The 20,407-nt window shown below is 67.2% G+C and carries 19 protein-coding genes; 6 read left to right on the plus strand and 13 right to left on the minus strand.

Going from position 1 to position 20,407, the window contains the following annotated elements:
- Window positions 1–7: 7 nt before the first annotated feature.
- The 5 genes from VGI62_RS11475 to VGI62_RS11495 all read right to left on the minus strand — a co-directional run bounded on the left by VGI62_RS11475 (window position 8) and on the right by VGI62_RS11495 (window position 5,873).
- Window positions 8–1,231, minus strand: coding sequence for a hypothetical protein (locus tag VGI62_RS11475; protein ID WP_331504623.1), 1,224 nt, complete (start codon window positions 1,229–1,231; stop codon window positions 8–10).
- 32 nt (window positions 1,232–1,263) lie between these two features.
- On the minus strand, window positions 1,264–2,637 hold the full coding sequence (locus VGI62_RS11480; RefSeq protein WP_331504624.1) for a serine hydrolase domain-containing protein: 1,374 nt from the start codon (window positions 2,635–2,637) through the stop codon (window positions 1,264–1,266).
- Between the two features lie 108 nt (window positions 2,638–2,745).
- On the minus strand, window positions 2,746–3,114 hold the full coding sequence (locus VGI62_RS11485; protein WP_331504625.1) for an MmcQ/YjbR family DNA-binding protein: 369 nt from the start codon (window positions 3,112–3,114) through the stop codon (window positions 2,746–2,748).
- Window positions 3,115–3,129: 15 nt separating this feature from the next.
- Window positions 3,130–4,155 carry an NAD-dependent epimerase/dehydratase family protein gene (locus VGI62_RS11490; RefSeq protein WP_331504626.1) on the minus strand — a complete coding sequence of 342 codons (1,026 nt, stop codon included), beginning with the start codon at window positions 4,153–4,155 and terminating at the stop codon, window positions 3,130–3,132.
- Window positions 4,156–4,232: 77 nt separating this feature from the next.
- The gene (locus tag VGI62_RS11495; RefSeq protein WP_331504627.1) at window positions 4,233–5,873 is read right to left on the minus strand and encodes a S10 family peptidase; all 1,641 of its coding nucleotides are present in this window, start codon (window positions 5,871–5,873) and stop codon (window positions 4,233–4,235) included.
- Between the two features lie 86 nt (window positions 5,874–5,959).
- On the opposite strand from VGI62_RS11495, the gene VGI62_RS11500 reads away from it, so the two are divergent.
- Window positions 5,960–7,993, plus strand: a complete 2,034-nt coding sequence (locus VGI62_RS11500; RefSeq protein WP_331504628.1) for an amidohydrolase family protein — start codon at window positions 5,960–5,962, stop codon at window positions 7,991–7,993.
- Here VGI62_RS11500 and VGI62_RS11505 read toward each other — a convergent pair.
- Window positions 7,990–8,496 carry a GFA family protein gene (locus tag VGI62_RS11505; protein ID WP_331504629.1) on the minus strand — a complete coding sequence of 169 codons (507 nt, stop codon included), beginning with the start codon at window positions 8,494–8,496 and terminating at the stop codon, window positions 7,990–7,992. The genes VGI62_RS11500 and VGI62_RS11505 overlap by 4 nt on opposite strands.
- Before the next feature lie 8 nt (window positions 8,497–8,504).
- Window positions 8,505–9,716: an amidohydrolase family protein gene (locus tag VGI62_RS11510; RefSeq protein WP_331504630.1), complete on the minus strand. Its 1,212-nt coding sequence runs from the start codon at window positions 9,714–9,716 to the stop codon at window positions 8,505–8,507.
- Window positions 9,717–9,856: 140 nt separating this feature from the next.
- On the opposite strand from VGI62_RS11510, the gene VGI62_RS11515 reads away from it, so the two are divergent.
- Both VGI62_RS11515 and VGI62_RS11520 read left to right on the plus strand, forming a co-directional pair.
- Window positions 9,857–10,519: a methyltransferase gene (locus tag VGI62_RS11515; RefSeq protein ID WP_331504631.1), complete on the plus strand. Its 663-nt coding sequence runs from the start codon at window positions 9,857–9,859 to the stop codon at window positions 10,517–10,519.
- Window positions 10,516–11,355 (plus strand): DMT family transporter, encoded by an 840-nt coding sequence (locus tag VGI62_RS11520; protein WP_331504632.1) that lies wholly within the window; start codon window positions 10,516–10,518, stop codon window positions 11,353–11,355. Before VGI62_RS11515 ends, VGI62_RS11520 begins: the two co-directional genes overlap by 4 nt.
- Here the strand turns inward: VGI62_RS11520 and VGI62_RS11525 are convergent.
- Genes VGI62_RS11525 through VGI62_RS11535 form a run of 3 tightly spaced genes read right to left on the minus strand, consistent with a single transcriptional unit; the run spans window position 11,352 to window position 12,922 of the window.
- Window positions 11,352–11,777: an OsmC family protein gene (locus tag VGI62_RS11525; RefSeq protein ID WP_331504633.1), complete on the minus strand. Its 426-nt coding sequence runs from the start codon at window positions 11,775–11,777 to the stop codon at window positions 11,352–11,354. The two genes, VGI62_RS11520 and VGI62_RS11525, sit on opposite strands and share 4 nt — an antisense overlap.
- A 52-nt stretch (window positions 11,778–11,829) precedes the next feature.
- Window positions 11,830–12,627 (minus strand): hypothetical protein, encoded by a 798-nt coding sequence (locus VGI62_RS11530; RefSeq protein ID WP_331504634.1) that lies wholly within the window; start codon window positions 12,625–12,627, stop codon window positions 11,830–11,832.
- A gap of 7 nt (window positions 12,628–12,634) precedes the next feature.
- Entirely contained in the window at window positions 12,635–12,922 is a 288-nt protein-coding gene (locus VGI62_RS11535) for a hypothetical protein (RefSeq protein ID WP_331504635.1), read from the minus strand.
- Between the two features lie 498 nt (window positions 12,923–13,420).
- Here VGI62_RS11535 and VGI62_RS11540 point away from each other — a divergent pair, with 498 nt between their 5' ends.
- Window positions 13,421–14,668 (plus strand): Xaa-Pro peptidase family protein, encoded by a 1,248-nt coding sequence (locus tag VGI62_RS11540; RefSeq protein ID WP_331504636.1) that lies wholly within the window; start codon window positions 13,421–13,423, stop codon window positions 14,666–14,668.
- A 128-nt stretch (window positions 14,669–14,796) separates the two neighbouring features.
- A complete protein-coding gene (locus VGI62_RS11545; protein WP_331504637.1) occupies window positions 14,797–15,501 on the plus strand; it encodes a sensor histidine kinase in 705 nt (234 codons plus the stop codon).
- Window positions 15,502–15,556: 55 nt separating this feature from the next.
- Here the strand turns inward: VGI62_RS11545 and VGI62_RS11550 are convergent, their stop codons facing one another.
- The 3 genes from VGI62_RS11550 to VGI62_RS11560 all read right to left on the minus strand — a co-directional run bounded on the left by VGI62_RS11550 (window position 15,557) and on the right by VGI62_RS11560 (window position 18,433).
- Window positions 15,557–16,657 (minus strand): hypothetical protein, encoded by a 1,101-nt coding sequence (locus VGI62_RS11550; protein ID WP_331504638.1) that lies wholly within the window; start codon window positions 16,655–16,657, stop codon window positions 15,557–15,559.
- Window positions 16,658–16,782: 125 nt separating this feature from the next.
- A complete protein-coding gene (locus tag VGI62_RS11555) occupies window positions 16,783–17,805 on the minus strand; it encodes a Tim44 domain-containing protein (RefSeq protein ID WP_331504639.1) in 1,023 nt (340 codons plus the stop codon).
- A gap of 79 nt (window positions 17,806–17,884) precedes the next feature.
- Window positions 17,885–18,433 carry a hypothetical protein gene (locus tag VGI62_RS11560; RefSeq protein WP_331504640.1) on the minus strand — a complete coding sequence of 183 codons (549 nt, stop codon included), beginning with the start codon at window positions 18,431–18,433 and terminating at the stop codon, window positions 17,885–17,887.
- 167 nt (window positions 18,434–18,600) lie between these two features.
- Here VGI62_RS11560 and VGI62_RS11565 point away from each other — a divergent pair, with 167 nt between their 5' ends.
- Window positions 18,601–20,367: a gamma-glutamyltransferase family protein gene (locus tag VGI62_RS11565; protein ID WP_331504641.1), complete on the plus strand. Its 1,767-nt coding sequence runs from the start codon at window positions 18,601–18,603 to the stop codon at window positions 20,365–20,367.
- The last annotated feature ends 40 nt before the right edge of the window (window positions 20,368–20,407 follow it).

Genomic DNA, 20,407 nt, shown 5'->3' on the forward strand with positions numbered 1-20,407 from the left:
GCTCCAGCTAGCGCTCCAGGCGCCGGGCTGTGAACAGGGCCTCGACCTCGTCGGGACGCGGATTATTGAAATCCAGTCGGACCCGGCCGTCTTCGGTGCGGCTGACGACGACCGGGGCGCTCGAGTTGGTCAACTCCCAGCCCTTGGGCAGGACGACGGCGTTATTGGCGCGCCCGAAAGTGCGGTCGAAGACCAGCTCGTCGCCCACCAGCCGATAGCGGCTGGGATCAGTGTAGGTCTCGCTCATCCGCAGCCGGATCGACTGGCCGGCTTTCAGCGGTTTGAAATTGAACACTACGATCTCGCTGTCCGCCTTCACCGGCCCAAGCTCGGGATCGTCGATTCCGGCCCTGGTGATCTCCGCGCCCTTCAGGTGAACGGCCGCGATGGCCTCGCCGGTGTCGAGATTTCGCGCAGCGGGGTTGGAGGCGCTTGAACCTGCGCGAACCACGTTGATGTAGCGCCCTACCCCGGCCTTCTCCTCGGTGTAGTCGTGGTAGAGGTCGAAGGCATGGGTCTCCGGGGGCTGCAGGAAGTAGACGATGTCGCGCGTCTGCTTGGCCCGCTCCCCCATTTTGCCGCTGACGCTGGAGTGGGTTGCCGAGATCACCCCGGGGGCCGCGCGAAGGTTTAAGGGCGCCTCGCCTGGAGTGACATTGAAGAAGCTGACGCGGATGCGCCCGTCGGCCTCCTGGGCCACCTGGGACGGGTAGTTGCAAGCCACCAGCACATAGCCGGCCGGCAGCATCACCGCATTCTTCTTGATGCCTAGTGCGCGCTCGAAGACGATCTCGCGACCGTCGGCGCGATAGCTGCGGGCGTCCTCGTAGGTCTTCTCGATTCGCAGGCGTCCCTCGCCGCCTCCGGCCGGCACGGGTCGAGCGAGTTCGACACGGATGTAGTCGTAGGTCGGGTCGGCGTCAGGCAGGCCACTTGTCCGGGCCGCCTCGCCCGACACCACCCTGAAAGCCAGCGGCCGGCCGGTGGCGAGGTCCGTAACCCTCTCGTCCGAGGCGATGGAGCCCTTGCGGATCGGGTTGAAGAAGGCCGTCGCGCCCGGGCGCACGGCGGTGATGTCGTAGATGATCCGGAACTTGGCCGAGCCCGGCGCGAGGAGTTCGTAGCGGGTGTAGCCGTTAGCCTCCTGCGGCCCAGGCTTTGGCGTCTCAGCTGACGTGCTCCGCCCCACCGCCAGAACCAAGGCTATGACCAGCAAGCCCAGTCTCAGCATGTTGTCCAATCTCCGCCTCGAGTGTCCGAACCTCAGTCATCGGCCTTGGAAATCGTGAACTGATCAAGCTTGCCATTGGGGTAGGCGCGCTCGACGGCCATCAGCGCGCCTTTCGCAGTGAGGATTCGCCAGCTGCGGGTGTTGAGGCCGCCACGCACCTGTTCGCCCTTGAGTTCGAAGGTCCTGGGCGGGCCAAAGGGTGCGAGACCCGCCTTCTGGTCCGCCAGGACGGCGGGAGAGAGGTAGGCGTTGGCGTTGTCGGTGAAGAGGTTGCGGTCGATCTTCCCGGCCTGAAAGTCTCGGAACACCGCTCGCGCGCGCGCCTCAGCTTCCGTTGGCGGCACAACGACAAACGCCACCCGCGCCGCGACGTCGTCGGGGGTCGCCCAGTCGCTGTTGGTGAAGGCGGCGATCGCAATCTTCTCGGCCGGCCACATGGAGTTGGATGACAGGAAGCCCGAGCCGCCGCCCCCGTGGCTGAGCACAAGTCGCCCGTGATCGTCGCGCACGCCGAGGCCGGCGCTGTAGTGGCTGTCGCGGCCGTTGGCCAGCTTGATTGAGGTATAGAAGACATCGTAGGACGCCGGCTTCAGGAGGCTCCGGGCCATCAGGCTGATGTCCCACCGGGCGAGTTCGCGCGGGGCCATGGCCAGTTCGCCGGCCGCGAACAGCCAGCCTGGGCCCTCTTTTTGCGCGACCCGGATAGGGCCGTTGCCCCAGCGCGTATAGCCGATGGCGTCGGCGCTGGACTGATCGGCGTCGATGACGCCTTGCATGTGCAGGGGTTCGAAGACGTTGGTCCTGAGGAAACTCACCAGCGACCGGCCGGAGATCTTCTCAACGATCGCCCCGGCGATCACAAAGCCGGTGTTGGAATATTGCCAGTCCGTGCCGGGCGCAAAGTCCAAGGGCTTCTTGGCCCACTCGTCAAGCAACGCGCGGGTCGTTACCGGCCGGCCCATCTCGATGGTCACATAGTCCTGGGGCCAGTAGTCGCGATAGCCGGCGGTGTGGCTAAGGATTTGACGGATGGTCACCTTGTCGGCGCCGGCGAGGTCGGGAAAGTACTTGGCGACCTTGTCGTCCAGGCTGAGCTTGCCCTCTTCCTGCAGCTTGAGCATCGCCGCGGCGGTGAATTCCTTGGAGACGCTGTCGATAGCGTAGCGGGTCTCGGGCGTCGCGGCATGTCGGGGCGCCAGGCGGGCCGAGCCATAGGCCTTGGCGTAGGCGATCTCGCCACCGTTCACGACCGCGATGGAGACGGATGGCGCCCCGGTCCGGGCCAGCCATTCGCCAACGGAGACGTCGATGTCACGTTCCTGTTGCGCCGTGAGCGGGGCTGCGCCGACCGGAAGGGCGATGGCCGCCAGGGCCCCAGCCACCGCGAGTCCACCCCGGCTGATCATACGTCTCCCCCCTGCGCGCGCCCGACTATGGCCATCCTGTCCTCAGTGTCATCCGGCAAAGCGCCCACCGCTTGTGCGCGATGCCGCTCGACAGGCATCGCCGATCCTTCAGATCATCGCCAGCCGCCTCGGCGCAGCGAGGCGCCAACTGGTCAGCACGCGCGCTTCGACATGACCCCAGTCGGTGTCCTCGCCCGCCAGGCTAAGCCCGATCCAGCCTGAAGGCCCCAGATAGGCCGGCCAGCTATAGAGATCCGGGTCGGCCTCGATCAGCAGGTCCTGTTCGTCGCGTCCCATGGTCTTCAGACACACGCAGGTCAGGCCGTCGCCGTGATGATTGTGCCGGAAATAAGCGAACATCTTGCCCGCCACCCGAAAGCCCGGGGCGCCGTGAGAGACGATTTCGTCGGTCTCGGGCAGGGCCAGGCACAGGGCTCGCAAACGTTCCAGCACAGCTTGCGGATCGGCGCTCAGCACCCTTGCGGCTCGCGCTCACACCGCGCCGGCGGCGATCAGGCTCTTCGCGCAATCGAGGATCGTCTCCTCCAGGGGCCGGGGCTTCCAGCCGAGCATGCGCTGCGCCTTCTCCGAGGAGAAATCGTGCTTATGGCCCAGGCTGGGCGTCACTGAGCCCAGGTCCTTGTCGAAAAGGCCGGCCAGACGGATCACGAAGTCCGGCACCTTGCGGGTTGGCACCTTGGCCGCCTCTGCGCCAAGGCGCTCACGCAGGAGCGCGGCGAGGTCGCCCATCCAGGCATAGTTGGCCGCCGCAATGAACCGCTCGCCGGCCGCCTTCGGGTCGGTCATGGCGCGGATATGTAGGTCGGCCACGTCACGGACGTCGACCACATTGAAGCCGAGCCGCGGCAGGCCCGGCACCCGCCCGGAAAGCAGCCGTTCCACCACCTGGATCGATTCCGAAAAGTCGCCGCTGGTCACCGGCCCCAGCACAAGCGCCGGGTTTACGGTCGCGAGCGACGTCTCGCCGGCTGACGTGTTGATGAGGTCCCAGGCGGCGCGCTCGGCGAGCGTCTTGGATTGCGCATAGGCGCCTAACTTGGGCGCCTGCGGGTCGGTCCACACCGTCTCATCACTGACCCAGTCGCCGCCGGCGGCGCTCTTGCTGGCGGCCGCTACAGATGAGGTCAGGACAACGCGCTTCACGCCGGCCCTGATCGCTGCGCCCACCGAGCGCCTGGCGCCCTCGCGCGCCGGAACGATCAGATCGTTGGGATCTTTCGGATCGGCGACGCCGAGGGGAGAGGCGACGTGGAGGACGTAGTCGCATCCCTCGACAGCCGCGTCCCAGCCCTCGTCCGCCGTCAGATCGGCGACATGGAAGCTCAGGCGATTGCCGGGATCGACCTGCGTGGCGAGCGCAGCGCGAACTCCAGCCTCCTTGCCGAGGTCCCGCACGGTCGTGCGCACGACGTAGCCCTGTTTCAGAAGGCCCGTGACGCACCACCCACCGATGTAGCCCGACCCGCCGGTCACCAGCACCGTTTCGCCGCCGCTCATCTGCCATCCCCATGTTTACACTGCTAAGATAGGCCTCGAGAGCCGTAACTGACAGCGTTTTCTGAAATGCGGGGTCTTCAGTGGCGGCTGTTGCGCGCGATGAAGCCGGCCACGTCGTCGTGAAGGGCGCGCGCAGACGCGTCCTGGGCGTACACCATGTGGCCTGACGGATAGTAATGGTACTCGATGTTGGCCTGAAGGCTGTCCGGGATCTGCAGGTGGTGCATCTCGTACCAGCCCTGGAAGTAGGGCGTTGCGAGGTCGTAGTAGCCGCCCAGCAGCTGCACCTTGAGGCCGGGATTATACTTCATCGCCGAGGCGAGGTCGGGCATCACGTTCAACATGGCCCGCGGCGTGAAGCGGGCGCCCGGCGGGTTATGTGCGTTGTCCCAGGACCTGTAGAGTGGAACCGACGGCTTGAAGATCTTGCCCGCGCCATAGCCCAGGGTGCGCCGCGCGTAGTCGTTGAAGGCGCTGACGTAGGCCGACGACAGGGCCGCGGCCTGGGGGTCGTAATCGGCGTCCTTGGCCAGGGGATCCATGTCGGGGCCGAAGAAGCGGGTGTCGATGCGCCCGGTCGTCAGGCCGCGGCCCGACTGCAGGGTCTTCTCGAACTCGCCGCCGGTGATCCGCAGGTCGGCGCGCAGCACATAGTCCACCGGCAGGCCCGTGTAGGCCGCAAGCTTCTCGGCGACGGCGCGTTTGCGGGCAGGGTCGAGCTCGGAGCCCGCCTGAAGGGCCAGCGCGTAGTCCGTGCCGGCCCAGCGCTCGACCTCCTTCAGGAAGACCGTCACGTCGGCGGGCGCGTTCGGCACAAGCCTGTGATGCCAGGCGGTCGCCGCATAGGTCGGCAGCGCGGTGATGTAGGCCTCGTCACTGCCGGGATTGGACTCGACGCCATCCACGGTCAGCGAGAAGTTGAGGATCTGCGAGAGCAAGATCACCCCATTGAAGTCGACGCTGTCGCCTGTCTCCAGATTGTTGATCAGCACCGCTGAGCGCGGCGTGCCGTAGCTTTCGCCGAACAGGAACTTCGGCGAGTTCCAACGGCCGTACTGCGACAGGAACGCCAGGATGAATTGCTCGAAGGCATATGCGTCCTGGTCGACGCCCCAGAAGGCCTTTTCCTTGTCCTTGCCGGCGATGCGCGAGAAGCCCACGCCGGGCGCGTCGATGAACACCAGGTCGGTGGCATCAAGGATTGAGTTGTCGTTGTTGACGATCGAATAGGGCGCAGCCGGCGTGTGTGTGCCGTTGTCCACCGTCACCACCTTGCGCGGCCCGAAGGCGCCCATGTGCAGCCACATGGTCGAGGAACCTGGCCCTCCATTGTAGATGAACGTCACCGGCCGATCGGCGGAGGGGACGCCCTTCTTGAAGTAGGCGGCGTAGAACATCGAGGCCTCGGCCTGGACGTTGCTGCTGCTGTCGCCGAGGTCCTTGCCATCGGCGCTGGTGCGGTGCGCGGCGTCGTCCCACCCCTTGGGGTGCACGACGATCGTGCCGGCGACGGCATGGTAGTCGACCCTCTGGCCGCGGATCGTCACCGAGCCGTCGCTGCCGACGCTCTCCGGGCTGAACAGCACGCCCTTGTTCGGGTCAGCGGTGGCGGCCTCAGGCTTCTTCGCCTCGGCCGAGGACGGCGCGGGCTGGGCCGCCATGGCCAGACTGGCGATCAGAGACAGGCCCGCGCCCGCCAACAAGGCTTTCCTGAACACCGCGATATCCCCCGAAAATCAAAGCGGTGATCTATGCGGCAACCCTGGCCCGCCGCAACCTTTACCGTTGAAACCGGCGGTGCTTTATGGCCGGCATGCTCAAATTGCTCGCGCTTGCCGCCACCGTCCTCACCGCCATCCCCGCAGTCGCCTCGGCCGAGACAGCCAGCTTCACAGCCGTCTTCGGCGGCAAGAACGTCGGCCACCTGATCGCCCAGACCAACGGTGACACCACCACCATCGACTTCGACATCAAGAACAACGGCCGCGGCCCGACCGACGCCGAGGTGATCAAGTCGAACGCCGATGGCCTGCCCGTCGACTGGAAGATCACCGGGGCGACCACCTTCGGCTCCAAGGTCCGCGAAGAGTTCCACCAAGCCGGCGGCAAGGCGGAGTGGACCGACTCTACCGGAAAGGGCCAGGCCAACGTCGCCAAGCCCGGCCTCTATGTCGCCCAGGCCGGCAGCCCCTGGGGTGACGGCCTCGCCGCAAAGGCGCTTCTGAAGGCGCCGAGCATGACCATGGCCGCCCTGCCCGGCGGCACGCTGCACCTGGAGAAAGGCGAGACCCTGACGGTCCAGGGAGCCGGCGGGCCGGTGCAGGTCACCCGCTATGACCTTCTGGGCCTCGATCTGACGCCGACCACGCTGCTGCTGGATCCGAAGGGTGATCTGTTCGCCGAGGTGAGCTCAAGCTCGATCATCGTGCGCAAGGGCTACGAAGGCGAAGAAGTCCGGCTGCGCAAGCTCGCCGCCGGCTGGTCGACTGCTTGGCTTGTCGACATGGAAAAGCAGGTCGCCCACCGCTACGCCGCTCCGGTGCGGATCACGAACGTCCGGCTGTTCGATCCTGCGACATCGGCGCTGACCGCTCCGGTCTCGGTGATCGTGCGCGGCAAGGAGATCGCCGCGGTCGAATCGCTCGACAGCCCAGCCACGCCCGGCGAGGTGACCATCGACGGCGCCGGCGGGACCCTGGTGGCCGGCATGTACGAGATGCATGCGCACCTCAGTCAGGACGGGGCGCTCCTCAACCTCATCGCCGGCATCACCAGCGTGCGCGACATGGGTAACGACAACGCAGTGCTCGACCGCCTCGTCAATCGCATCGACACCGGCGAGATCGGCGGACCGCACGTGATCCGCTCAGGCTTCATCGAGGGCAAGAGCCCCTTCAGCGCCAACAACGGCATCCTGGTCGACAGCCAGGAGACCGCCATCGACGCTGTGCGCTGGTACGGCGCGCGGGGCTACTGGCAGATCAAGATCTACAATTCAATGAACCCGGCGTGGGTCCCCGCCATGGTCAAGGAGGCCCATGCGCTAGGCATGCGTGTCGCCGGCCACGTGCCGGCGTTCGCCACCGCCGACGACATGATCACGGCCGGCTACGACGAGATGACCCACATCAACCAGTTCATGCTGGGCTGGGTGATGACGCCAGGCGAGGACACCCGAACCCTCTTCCGCCTGACCGCATTGAAGCGCCTACCGGCGCTCGACCTGCAAAGTCCCAAGGTGCAGCACACGATCCAGATGATGGTCGACGGTCACAAGGCGATCGACCCCACGCTGGGCATCCATGAGCAACTCACCCAGAACCGTGACGGCCAGGTTCCACCCGGGGCGGTCGACTACCTCGATCACATGCCGATAGGCTACCGCCGAGGCGCGATGAAAGCCTGGGTCGACACCTCCGCACCCGGCGATGACAAGGCCTACCGGGAGGCCTTCGAGCAGATCCTCAAGACCACCAAAATGTTGCACGACCGCGGTGTCTTCATTGTCTTCGGCACCGACACCGGCGGGTCGTTCACCTACCACCGCGAACTCGAGCTTTATCAACGCGCGGGCTTCACGCCGGCCGAGATCCTCAAGCGGGCGACCTATGACAGCGCCAAATACACCAGCCAGGACCAGCGCATGGGCTCCATCGAGAAGGGCAAGCTCGCCGACTTCTTCTTGATCCCGGGCGACCCGACCAAGGATCTGAAGGCGATCAAGACCATTCGCATGGTGGTGAAGGATGGGGCGTTCTACTACCCGAGCGAGGTCTACCCCCACTTCGGCATCCAGCCCTTCACCACGGCGCCCGCAGTGAGTGCGCCGAAGGGCTAGGGCTGGAACATCGCGTCCGGCGCCGCGCGCTTCTTTCGGCGCGGACGCTCCCGCATGACGCCCGGATACCCCTTTAGGGGCGCAAGCGGCTCGCCCTGGTAGGTCCAGTCCGCTTGCTCGACGAGGTTCATGTGATAGCGCGGCTCGCGCCCCGTCCGCTCGAAGAAGACGGCGCGTGGGATGTTGACCATCCTTGGTGCGCGGGCGCGCTCGTAGAGCATCGGCGTGCCGCAGCGGGCGCAGAAGCTCCGGGCCGTGCCGGCGTCAGCGTCCTCGTACCGACTGAGATGTTCGCTGCCCTCCAGGATCCGGAAGCGGCTCTTCCAGCTCCCGACATAGGTGGCGTAGGCGCAGCCCTGGGCGTGACGGCTGCGTGCGGCGTGGTCGTGCCAGGCCCAGACCGCCGGGACGTCGATCTCGACCTGCACGGCGCCGCACACGCACGCGCCCCGGGCCTGCACGGCCGACGACTTGTCGGCCCTGGGGCCCGCCGCCTTCCTCATCTCGAACCCTAGCGCTGTTCCGCCAGCGCCCGTGCCGGCTCCGACACCCGTGCGCCGGGGAAGATGCGCAGGAAGTTCTCGGCGTAGAAGGCCTCGCGCACGGCGTCGCTGCGCTCGCCAAGGAAGCCCTCGAACTTCTTGATCGGATCGCGCCCACCCTCGACGTGCGGATAGTCGCTGGAGAACAGGTAGAGGTCCGCGCCCGAGTGGTCGATCAGTTGGCCGACGTCTTCGAAGACGAAGGGCGTAAACGCCATCTGCTCGCGCAGCATGTCCGACGGTTTGCGGCTGAACGGCGACTGGCCCTTGTCCGCCCGGATCCAGTTCTTGGCCACCCAGTCCAGGCGCGTCAGCAGCGACGGAACCCAGCCGGCGCCCAACTCCACGCTGGCCCCGCGCAGGGTCGGGAAGCGTTCGAAGACGCCGTCGATCAGCATCATCGAGATGAAGGTTTCCGGGCCCTGGTGCAGGATGGCGATGTCCTTGGAGCGTAGGTTCTCGCCCCCACCCATCCAGTCCTTCACCGGGCCCCTGCCGTTGTTCATCCAGGCCCGCGCCTGCTGCAGTGGCGCGCCGCCGACGTGCAGCAGGAACGGCGTGCCGCTTTCCGCCATCCGCGCCCAGAATGGATCGAAGTCCAGGTGGCCGGGAGAGCGCTCCGCCGGCGGGCGGTGCGGAACCCAGACCGCCTTCAGGCCTGCGGCGATGGCGGCGTCCAGCTCGGCGATGGCCAGGGCCGGCTCATCCAGCGGGATGATCGCCACTCCCAGCAGCCGGTCATCCGCACCGCAGAAATCAGCCATATGCCGGTTGTGCGCCCGCGTCGCCGCATAGCGCAGCTCAGGCGTGATCTTCGACGAGGGCGAGAACGGCATCGCTACGCTGTGGGTGGCGAAGACCAGCTGTTTCTTGAAACCCAGGAGGTCGAGCGCGCGGCTGCGGTCGTCCCGGTCGAAGGCGCCCAGGGCCTGGATCTCCTTGGAACTCTCGATCAGCCGGTCGCCGAGCGCGACTTGGGCGGCGACGTGCTCGGCGCTGTGCCGTCCGCCCTGGCCAACGATCACCGCGACCTCTTCGTCCGTGACCAGTGAGGCGGAGTAGCTCACCTCGGGGATCTCGTCGCGGACGCCAGGGTCGGCGTACCTCTTCAGGAAATCCGGTAGCTCCATGATGTGGCTGTCAGCGTCGTAAAACGCCCGGTGCGACGGCGCGTAGGCCATGATTCGTCCTCCGCGGGCCCTCGTGGGTGCGGCCCTTCGCCCCGACTATTGGGCCGGGACCATGGCTTGTCACTAGCTCAGGGCTACGCCGCGACCGGCCGGGGCTTGACCTCGCGGCCGGGCGCGCCAACAGGGGCGTGATGATCCCCCCCACTCAGCAGGGCCGCCGCGAATTCATCCTGGCCAACACGCGCCTGCAGCGGCCGCCTCATGTGCCCGAGATCGAGCTCCACCTGGCCGATGAGATCACGCCGATCTGGATGCTCACCGAGGAGGCGCTGGCCGAGATCGGCTTGCCGCCGCCGTTCTGGGCCTTTGCCTGGGCGGGGGGCCAGGCGCTGGCCCGTTTTCTGCTCGATAGCCCGCAAGCGGTGGCCGGCAAGCGGGTGGTCGACTTCGCCTCCGGCTCGGGGCTCGTGGGCATTGCGGCCAAGCTGGCCGGGGCGAAGGACGTGCTCTGCGCCGACATCGACGCCTACTGCGAGGCGGCGCTGGCCTTGAATGCGCAGACCAATGGCGTCGCCTGCAGCTTCACTGGCCAGGACCTTCTGGATGCGCCGGCGCCGGCTTGGGCCGAGGTCATCCTGGCCGGCGACATCTGCTACGAGAAGCCGCTGGCCGAACGGCTGATGGCCTGGCTCGCCGTCGCGCGCGCCGCAGGCGTGACGGTGCTGATCGGCGACCCTGGGCGCAGTTACTTTCCCCGATCGGGCCTGATCAAGCTCGCAGAGTACCAGGTCGCGACCACGCGAGAGCTGGAAGACATGGCGGTCAAGAGGACCTGCGTCTGGGCCATGCCGTGAGTTCCGTCTCGCCGCTGGTCCTGGCGCTGGTGCTGGGCTCGGCGCTGCTTCACGCCACCTGGAACGCCATGCTGCGCAGCGGCGCCGATCGGCTGTGGTCGATCAGCGTGATGTGCGCAATTTCCGCCGCCGCCGCAGCGCCGTTCGTCCTGATCCTGCCGGCCCCGGCCGCCGCCAGCTGGCCCTATGTCGGCCTCTCGACGGCCTTGCAGATCGGCTACTGCCTGTTCCTGGTCCGCGCCTATCGCGACGGCCTCCTGAGCCAGGTCTATCCGATCGCCCGAGGCGCCGCGCCGCTCCTGGTCGCGGCGGGGGCGGCCGCGTTCGCGGGCGAGCGCCTCTCCGGCCATGCGATCCTCGGCCTTACGCTTGTTTCCTGCGGCATCATGACTCTGGGCCTCGGACGCGATCGGCCAGACATCCGCTCGACCGCGGCCGCCGTTCTCAGCGGCGCCTTCATCGCCGGCTACATGGTCACCGACGGGGTCGGCGTACGGCTCTCCGGCCACCCCACATCTTACGTCGTCTGGATGTCGCTCGTGCAGGGCGCACCGATGCCGTTCGTCTACCTGATCGCACGCCGCCGGTTCCCGAACGTCCAGCTGGACCGCGAACTGGCGAAGTCGGTGGCCGGCGGCGTAATCTCCCTGGTCGCCTACGGTATCGTAGTCTGGGCCATGTCCACCACCGACATGGCAAAGGTCTCCGGGCTGCGCGAAACCAGCATCCTGTTCGCGACGATAATAGGCGCGCTGTTCTTGAAGGAGCCGATGACCCTCACGCGCGGCGTCTGCGCTGTGGTGATATCGACTGGCGCGATCCTGCTGGCCGGCTAACTGACGAGCTGGGCGTCGAGGGTGATCTCGGCGTTCAGCACCTTGGAGACCGGGCAGTTAAGCTCCGCCCCCCTGGCCAACTCCTGGAACTTCGCCGCGTCGAGGCGCGGGACCTTGGCGCGCAGGGTCAGGGCCGAGCGGCTGATTTTGAAGCCGGCGCCGTCGGGTTCGAGCGAGACTGCTGACTCGGTGTGGAGTTCCTCGGCCGGCGTCCCCGCCTGCTGCAGGGCAAAGGCCAACGCCATGGTGAAACAGCCTGCATGGGCCGCAGCGAGCAGCTCTTCCGGATTGGTCCCCGGCGCGCTCTCGAAGCGGGTCTTGTAGCTATAGGGTGTGGAAGCCAGCACGCCCGACGCCGTCGTCAGATCGCCCGCCCCATCACGTCCCGTACCTCGCCACACTGCGTTCGCCTTGCGGATCATCTCGAAGCTCCCTGAAGCTGCTTGCGTATCTGGGGACGTGGCGAGCGACCTGCTAGACCGCCTCCTCGCCCCATTCGCGCAGACGGTAGAGCGCGTGCACTTCGACCGCGGCGGCCTCGTAGTCGCTCGCCCAGGCGAGACCCTTGGCGCGCAGCCGTCGGGCGGTTTTGGCGTCGGGGCGGTATTCGGCGCGAGTGCGGCGGTGTCCCCGCCAGGCAAAGTTGGCCGGGCACCCCGAAGCGACCCCAGCGAGCGTCAGCGCCCTGCGGGCGTGGCCGGCAAGATCCGGGTCACGGCCGACAACCGCCTCGACCGCCTCGGTGTGCAGCGCCCAGGCGAACCACATGAGGTCACTATCGAGCGCATGGCGCCCCGCGGTCGACTTTCGCCAGTCGTCCGGCGCGATGCGGGCGTCGCGCTCCGTCGCCGCAGGCAAGGCGTCGATTGCGAAGCGGAAGGTCGCTTCAAGATAGTCGGCCTGGACCGCCGGGTCCGCCGGATCGCCGAAGTGGCGAGCGAAGAGCCGGCCGACCAGATCGTCCACCTCCATCACGGCCGCGGCCACCTCGGGCTTTCGCACTTCCGACCGGAAGGCCTCCGGACCGTTGTTGTTCAGCGCCCAATCGGCCCAGGCCGTCCAGGGCGGCGGGTAGCTGGTGTGCGGCATGAACCAGCCGAGCAGGCCCGGCTCGCCTTTTCCATCACCGAAGTAGAAGCGGCCCCTGGTCTCGGGGTGGTAGATGTCCCAGTACTCCGTCCACGCATCAAGTTCGTGGAACCAGGCCACGTAGCGCAAATCGTCCGGCGACACATCGGCCGCGGGGAGCGGCGCGCCCGGCGCCGCTTCCACACCCGGCTTAGCGGCCGACGTTGACAATGACCACAGCGCCGGCCCCGCCGGCCGCGCCCAATTGACCTCCAAGGTGGCCAGTGAGTTCCTTTTCCACCGCCGCGGCGACACCGTTCGCCACCGTCTCGGCGAGGCCCGGGGTCTTCAGCTGGGCCGCCTGCCCAATTATGCTCAGCGAACGCGAGACGTCGGCGAGGCGATCGACTTCCCAACCGCCGTGGTGGACCAGTTTCCCGTTCTCGAGCGTCCAATAGCCGGCGTCGCTGCCGACGCCGCCGATGATAATTATCCTCATAGTCGTCTCCACCGTGCTGGCCCGAGCAGGGTCGTCACGGGGCGCCGGGAGCGACCCATGCGCAGCTCGGGTGTTGAAGTTCCGGACGGGGCAGCCCCCTCCGTCTCAATTTTAGGCAACGCTCACAGGCCGCCTGGGCCCCTATGGACCGGCAGGCGAAGGCTCAGCCTTGCACGGCCATCACCCGCTTAACGAGTATCAAGGCTGATATTTCACGGAAACGTGGTTCACCCGAAGAAAACCTCAGGTAGCGGCGCGCGGTTTGTTCCGTTTTTGTTTCGGGCGGGGGCACGGCGGCGGTCTCTCCGCCGAAGGGAGGGCGAGGCATGCGCGAAGAGGCGAAGATCGACAATGTCGAGAGAGGCCATGGGGGCCAAGATGAGGGCCGCCGCTGGAATTATCGCCCGCCCACTTAAGCCCCCCGGCTCTCGGCATTAGCGGAGGGTGACGCCGCCCTAAGATCGGGGCATCGTGGAGCCTAAGAATCTGGGGGATCACATGCACCGTCGCAATTTCCTGACCGCCGTGGCCGCGGCCGGTGCAGCGTCGGCGTTTATCCCCGCAGCGGTGCGAGCCGCCGGGCCGCCCGAAGGTCGGCCGCTGACTGCCGGCGCGACGCCGATCTCAGCCGACGAGCGCCGCGCGCGGGTGGCCAAGCTGCAGCGGCTGATGGCTGAGCAGGGCGTGGGCGCCCTGATCGCGGAGTCCGGCTCGAGCCTCGACTATTTCACCGGCATCCAGTGGTGGCGCTCGGAACGGACGACCGTCGCGGTGATCCCAGCGCGGGGAGAAGTCGTCATCGTCACCCCCGCTTTCGAAGAACCCTCCGTACGCGAGACCCTTGCGGTCGGCGACGACGTCCGGCCCTGGAACGAGCACGAAAGCCCCTTCGAGCGGATCGTCCAGGCCCTGAAGGACCGCGGCGTTACCTCGGGGCCAATCGCCTTCGAGAGCACCACCCGCCTCTTTATTGTCGATGGCGTGCGCGACGCCGCGGCCGGCGCCTTCAGCGTCGTTTCGGGGGATAGCCTGGTGCGCGCCTGCCGGATGATCAAGTCGCCGGCCGAGCTTGCTCTCATGCAGCTGGCCAACACGATAACCCTGGAGGCCATCCGCCACGCCCATGCTTCGACGCATCCGGGCATGAGCCCTGGCGAGATCGGAGCGCTGATCGGGGCGGCGACGACGGCGGCCGGCGGCGGCTGGGACGGCGGCCTCGTCTTGCTCAACGAAGCCAGCGCCTATCCGCACGGCTCGCACCAGAAAGAGATCGTGCGCGAGGGTTCGGTCGTTCTGGTCGACGTCGGCTGCACGGTGCACGGCTACACCTCCGACATCAGCCGCACCTGGATCGTTGGCGCGCCCAGCGCAAAGCAACGCAAGGTCTGGGACACCGTCAAGCGAGGCCAGGAGATCGCACTGGAAACAGCGCGGCCGGGCGTTGCGGTGGGTTCGATCGACGACGCGGTGCGGGCCTACTACGAGACGCAAGGCTGGGGCCCGGGCTACCGCCTGCCAGGACTTTCCCATCGGACCGGCCACGGCATCGGGCTCGACGGACACGAGCCGCCCTACCTCGTGCATGGCGATGCGACGCCGCTCGCGCCTGGCATGTGCTTCTCCGACGAGCCAGGCATCTATATCCCAGGGGAGTTTGGCATTCGGCTGGAGGATTGCTGGCATATGACGCCGGCCGGCCCGAAGCTTTTCACTCCACTCGCACCGTCAATCGACCAGCCTATCTAGGCGCGAGCCGCCGGCGCGCCCCAACCCAGGGTTTCACCTATGGTTGCGCTTGTTCGTTCCTTGTACACCTTTTACGTGTTCTCTGAGGGCCTCGGTTGGGCGGGGGCGCTCAAATCGCGGAGGCTGGCGTGGACGCCCCAGCAGAACTCTACTCGGTCGATCTGGATCACTTAGGCCTGGCGGGACCTGCTCGAGGCCGGCCGAGTGCGGATGAGCGCCGCGAACTCGATCACCGGCTCGCCAACAGCCTGCAGCTTGCCGCTGATTTCCTGCTCTTCGAGCAGGCCCGCGTGACCGATCCCGTAGCGAACGCCGCGCTGCTCCAGGCTGCTTCCCGCCTGTCGACGGTCGCCCAACTGCATCGCTTCCTCAGCGACCACGAAGAGATGCGCGACGTCAACCTCGGGCCGTTCCTCGGTGAGCTGTGCCGGCTCGTGGAGGATGGGACAGGCCTCGAATGCACGGTCGACGCCGAGCCGGTGACAGTGCCGGGCGGCGTCGCCCAGCAACTGGCGATAGCGATCAACGAACTGGCGATGAACGCCGCCAAGCACGCTTATCGGAAGGGCGAGCGCGGCGGCCTGCACGTCGACTGCCGCAGGGACGGCCTTGCCCTTCGCCTCACGGTCTCCGACCACGGCGAGGGACTGCGGCAGGACTTCAGCGCTGAGCAGGCGACGGGCCTGGGCATGTCCATCCTCAAGGCCGTTGTTCGTCAATTGCGGGGATCGCTGGAGGCCCACAACGATCACGGCGCCAAGTTTACGATCACCATGCCGCTGCCGCAGGTGCGCACTCTGGCGCAGGCCCGCTCATTCTCGCCGCGCGCCTAGATTCCTCACCAATACCGCTCGTCCCCCGTCGGACGAGCGGTATTGAACCCAGACGTTAGTGATTGCCAGCCGAGGAGCTGGCCGCGCCGCCCTTCGCCGCGGAGTCCTTTTCCTGGTTCCGCGCGCCCGCCAGCATTCCCGGCAGAGCGTAGTTTCCCTCGTGGCAGGCGTATTCGTAGATAACGCCCTGCAGGGGTGAGAACTCGTACTCACCGCCCCACGGCTTTTCCCACATGGTCGGGTCTTCGAGCGTGTACTGATAGAGCACGTGGTTCTTGCCGACGCGGGTGAACCGCTCGGTGACCTTCAGGTTCTGCCACGAACCGCGGTAGGCTTGGGCTTGCGGGATGTTGGTGGTCTCCACCACCAAGGTGTCACCGTCCCAGTGGCCGATCGAGTCACCCATCCATGGGCGCTCCCCATCGGTGCGGTGCTGGCCGTTCAAATGCACGATACGGGTGTCGTGGACCATCTCGACCTCGATGACGAAGGCGTCCTTGGTCTGCACGAACTGGTAGTTGTTGTTATAGAAGCCGTTGGGCAACATCGGCGGCCCGGCGTTGCGGCCGAAGCCCATGATGCAGCGCTCGCCGAGCGAGCGGTTTTCCGGATTGTCGAACGAACCCATGCCGCGCGCGAAACCGCCGGCCCCGCCGCCACCCTTACGCGGCGGGGGCTGGCCGTTGGCCGTGGTCAGGAACGAGGTGCGCGGCTCGCCGTGCACTCGCATCACACTCGAGCCGGGATCCAGCCAGCCGCGGTTATAGCCGCCGACGTCACCGCCGGCCGCCGCGAACTCCGGACGCAGAGTCTTGGGATCGGCCTTGCCGCCCTCGGCGCCCGAATTCGGGTCGGTGGGCTTGTTGCCGTCCTCGACTTCCTTGGCGACGGCGCCCTCCAGTTTGGCGACTTCCGCCGGGGTGTAGACCGCCCGATCGCCAAGGGCCGCGGGACGCTGTTCCGGCGTCAGGGTGGCGTTGGACCAGAACCCGGTCAGGTCCGGCTGCCCGAAGGCATTGCGAGGCGCAACGTAAGGCGCGGCGGCCTTGGCGGGCGCGGCCTTGGGACTTTGGGCTTGCGCCACCGCCGGGCCGGCAAGAGCGATCGGTACGGCGCAGAGGGCAGTTCCGACGGCGAGGATAAGGGCGCGATGCACGGCTTACTCCAGACAATAATGCGTCCGCGGCGAGGCGCGGCTAAGAATCCGCGGAACTTACGGATTCAGAGGCTTCGGCGAAACAACAGTTTGGTTACACGCGCGCAATGCAGCGCAGCGCGCTTTCAGGTCTCCTGGATGGCGGAAAGCTTCCAAGGCCCGCCGGTTTGTCGCGCAAAAGTCCAGAGCTCGGTGGTCTGGCTGGGCTTGGTCGGATCTCCCGACAGAACCGTCCCTGATGTTCGGTCGCGCATCAGGTCGATGCTCTCGTACCGCATCGCCGCAGTGGCGTAGTCGGTCGAGCCTTCGCGCCAGGCTTCACCGACGTCGGCCTTAAGCAGGCGCGTGCCGGTGACCTCGTTCCGCCGCCCGTGGGTGGCGTTGTCGCTCAGCTCTTCGGCCAGAAAGGACATCACCTCCGGCGTGCAGCGCTCGCGGAGCGCTGCGTAGTCCTCCCGCCCGAAGGCGTCCTGGACTTCCTTCAAGAGGGTTTCGAATGTCTGCTGGTCCTGCGGGGTGATCGGGATCTCCCAGGCGGGACCCGTGGTGGGCACATAGGGCGAGGCCGGCGCCGCACCCGATCCGAAACCACCGCCCCCGAAGCCGGCGTCCTGGAAACCTTGCGCGCCGCCAAAGGCCGCCTTCTGCTGGTCCCAGGGCATCGAGGCCGACGCCCGCGGCCGTGCGAACCTTCGCATGACCCAAGAGACGACGAAGAACAGGATCGCGAGCTGAATCAGAATCGTCAGGAAGCCCATCCCGCCTCCACCGTAGCCGCCGCCCCACCCACCGCCCCAGCCGTGGCCCATCAGCCCACCGATCAGGCCGCCGGCCAGGAGGCCGCCCAGGAAGCCCCCGCCCATTCCACCGAACGGCGAGCCCGGACGATTGTAGCCGTAGCCCGGCTGGCCGGGCTGGGGCGCATAGGCGCCGCCGGGCTGGGCGCCCGGGGTCTGCGGGGTCATCGAGCGCTGGATGGGCGCCACACTACCCGGCGCGGTTTCGGTCTGGCGCGGTTGCGAATAGGTCCGCGACCCGCGGCTCCCAAAGCTGCCGCCGCGCCGCGCGTCGGCGGGTTCGGCGGCGAGCATGCCAAGCGCCAACGCCACACCGAGCGCCGCGCCGATCTTGGACCGGAGACTGGCCATCGAATCCTCCTGATTCGCGCAAGATGTAAGGGCCCCGCGGCCGGGCCGCCAGATCGCCCAGGCCCTGCGCGGCTGCGGCCTAACGGCCGGCCTTGGGGTGCTCAGTGGGATCGACCTGAATCGGCATGTCGATATTGGGCAGGTTCTCCGCCTTAAGCGCGTCGGGGATCGAGCGGGGTCCGTCGCCGTCCGTGGTCGTGAAGGCCAGCGATGCGGGCTCGGCGCGGTGCTCGGCGATGTTCGCGAAGCCGCCTTGCGGCGTGGCGTTGAACGTCAGCGCGTAAGCCTTATGGGGGTCGGTGGTGCAGAGCAGGACGAAGGTCTTGCGGTCCTCAAGCAGTCTCGGCGTCTTGAGGCAGTTGGGCATCTCGCCGCCCGCCCCCGGGCCGAAATCGAAGCCCGTTTCAATCATCTTCTGGTCGAAGGTGACGGTTAGGATGAGCACCCCGGCCGACAGCGCCTGGCCCGCCGCAGGGTACGTCGCGGTCACCTTCGGGGGATCGGTCTTGGCGTAAACCGTCACCCCGGACACCTCATGCGGCGGCTGCGGGGGTAGCGCCGGCGGCGCGGCCAGGGCAGACCCGCCGCAGAGGAAACAGACGACGCTTGCGAAGGTAGCGATGCGCATAGGCTCAACTGTGTGAGCCAAGAGCGACGGTAACAAGGCCCGGCCGTTACAGACTGCAACCTCCGCAGGAGGTCTTGCTGCGATTCGGCATCGCACGCGCGCCCCTCGCCTCTGCGCGCACCTCTGCTATCACTGCTCCGCTTTTGCCCTACGGAGCTTCGGTCGCCATGCGTCGCCGCACCTTTCTCGCCGCCGTTCCGGCCGCCGCCCTGGCGGGACGGGCCTTCGCCACGAGCCGGCAGGAAAACCCCAACCGCAACCGGCCTGACGTCCATGGCGGGGACAGGATCGACGGGGCGACGTGGGCCAGCCGTTCGGCCGCATGGGGCCTGCACGGGGCGGCCGCGACCGCCCATCCGCTGGCCACCCAGGCGGCGATCGACATTCTGAAGGCCGGCGGCTCGGCGGTGGACGCTGCCGTCTGCGCCAACGCAGTGTTGGGGTTTGGCGAGCCGATCTCATGCGGGATCGGCGGCGACTGCTTCGTGATGCTGTGGGATCCGAAGCAGCGCAAGGTGATCGGCCTGAATGGCTCGGGCCGCAGCCCCAGGGCGCTGACGCTCGCCGAACAACGCAAGCGCGCCAACGCCAAAGGCGTGATCAACCTGCACGGCGCGGTCTCGGTCAGCGTACCAGGGGCGGTCGACGCGTGGTGGAGCCTGCATCAGCGCTACGGCAAGCTGCCGTGGAAAGACCTCTTCCAGCCGGCCATCCGCCATGCCGAAGATGGCGCCCCGATCGTCCAGAACGTCGCCTACTACGTCGGCAGCTCCTATCGCATCTTCACCGAACCGGGCGCCCAGATCGAGGAGGTGGACAACTTCAAGAAGGTCTGGGCCCCGGAGGGCAAGACGCCCCGCGAAGGCGACATCTTCAGGAACCCCGGGCTTGCGCGCACCTATCGACTGATCGCCGAGGGCGGCGGCCGCGCCTTCTACGAGGGCGAGATCGCCCAGACGATCGAGGCCTATTTCAAGCGGATCGGCGGCTGGATGACCGCCGCCGACCTGGCCGCCCACCATTCCGAATGGGCGGAGCCCGGCACGATCAACTATCGCGGGGTCGATGTCTGGGGCTTGCCGCCCAACAGCCAGGGGTTCGTGACCCTGCAGATGCTCAACATGATGGAGCAGTTCGACATCAAGGCCATGGGCTTCCAGTCAGCGGCGGCGATCCATCACTCGGTGGAGGCCAAGCGACTGGCGTTCGAAGACCGCGCGCGGTTCTACGCCGACCCCCACTTCTACAAGCAGCCGAGCGAATGGCTGCTCTCCGAGGACTACGCCCGCGAGCGCGCCAAGCTGATCAGACCCGACAAGATCCTGCAGACCGTCTATCCCGGCCAGGCGCCCAGCCATGGCGACACCACCTATTTCACGGTCGCCGACAAGGACGGGATGATGATCTCGATCATCCAGTCCAACTATTCCGGGATGGGCTCGGGCCTGATGCCCGATGGACTTGGCTTCATGTTCCAGAACCGCGGCCAGCTCTTCGCGCTGAGCGATGGCCACCCGAACATCTACGCGCCCGGCAAGCGGCCCTTCCAGACGATCATCCCGGGTTTTGCGACCAAGGGCGGCGAGCCGCTGCTCTCCTTCGGCGTCATGGGCGGTGACATGCAGCCCCAGGGCCAGGCGCAGGTGATCTCCAACCTCGTCGACTTCGAGCTTGGCCTGCAGGAGGCCGGCGACAGTCCGCGCTGGCACCACGACGGCGGCCATGAGCCGACCGGCGAGGACTTGGGCCCGATCGGAAAGCTCAATCTGGAGACCGGCGTGCCGCAGGCGACACAAAAGGCGCTGGCGGCCCTGGGCTGGCCGCTGGCGCCCGCGCCGGGAGGCTACGGCGGCTACCAGGCCATCCAGCGTTGGCCCGGCCGCTACGCCGCCGCCACCGAGATGCGCAAGGACGGAGTCGCGCTGGCATACTGATCAGCCCACCGTGAGATTGACGCCTTGCCTCAGGAGCGCA

The organism is Phenylobacterium sp., assembly GCF_036495085.1.
Taxonomy (GTDB): Bacteria; Pseudomonadota; Alphaproteobacteria; order Caulobacterales; family Caulobacteraceae; genus Phenylobacterium.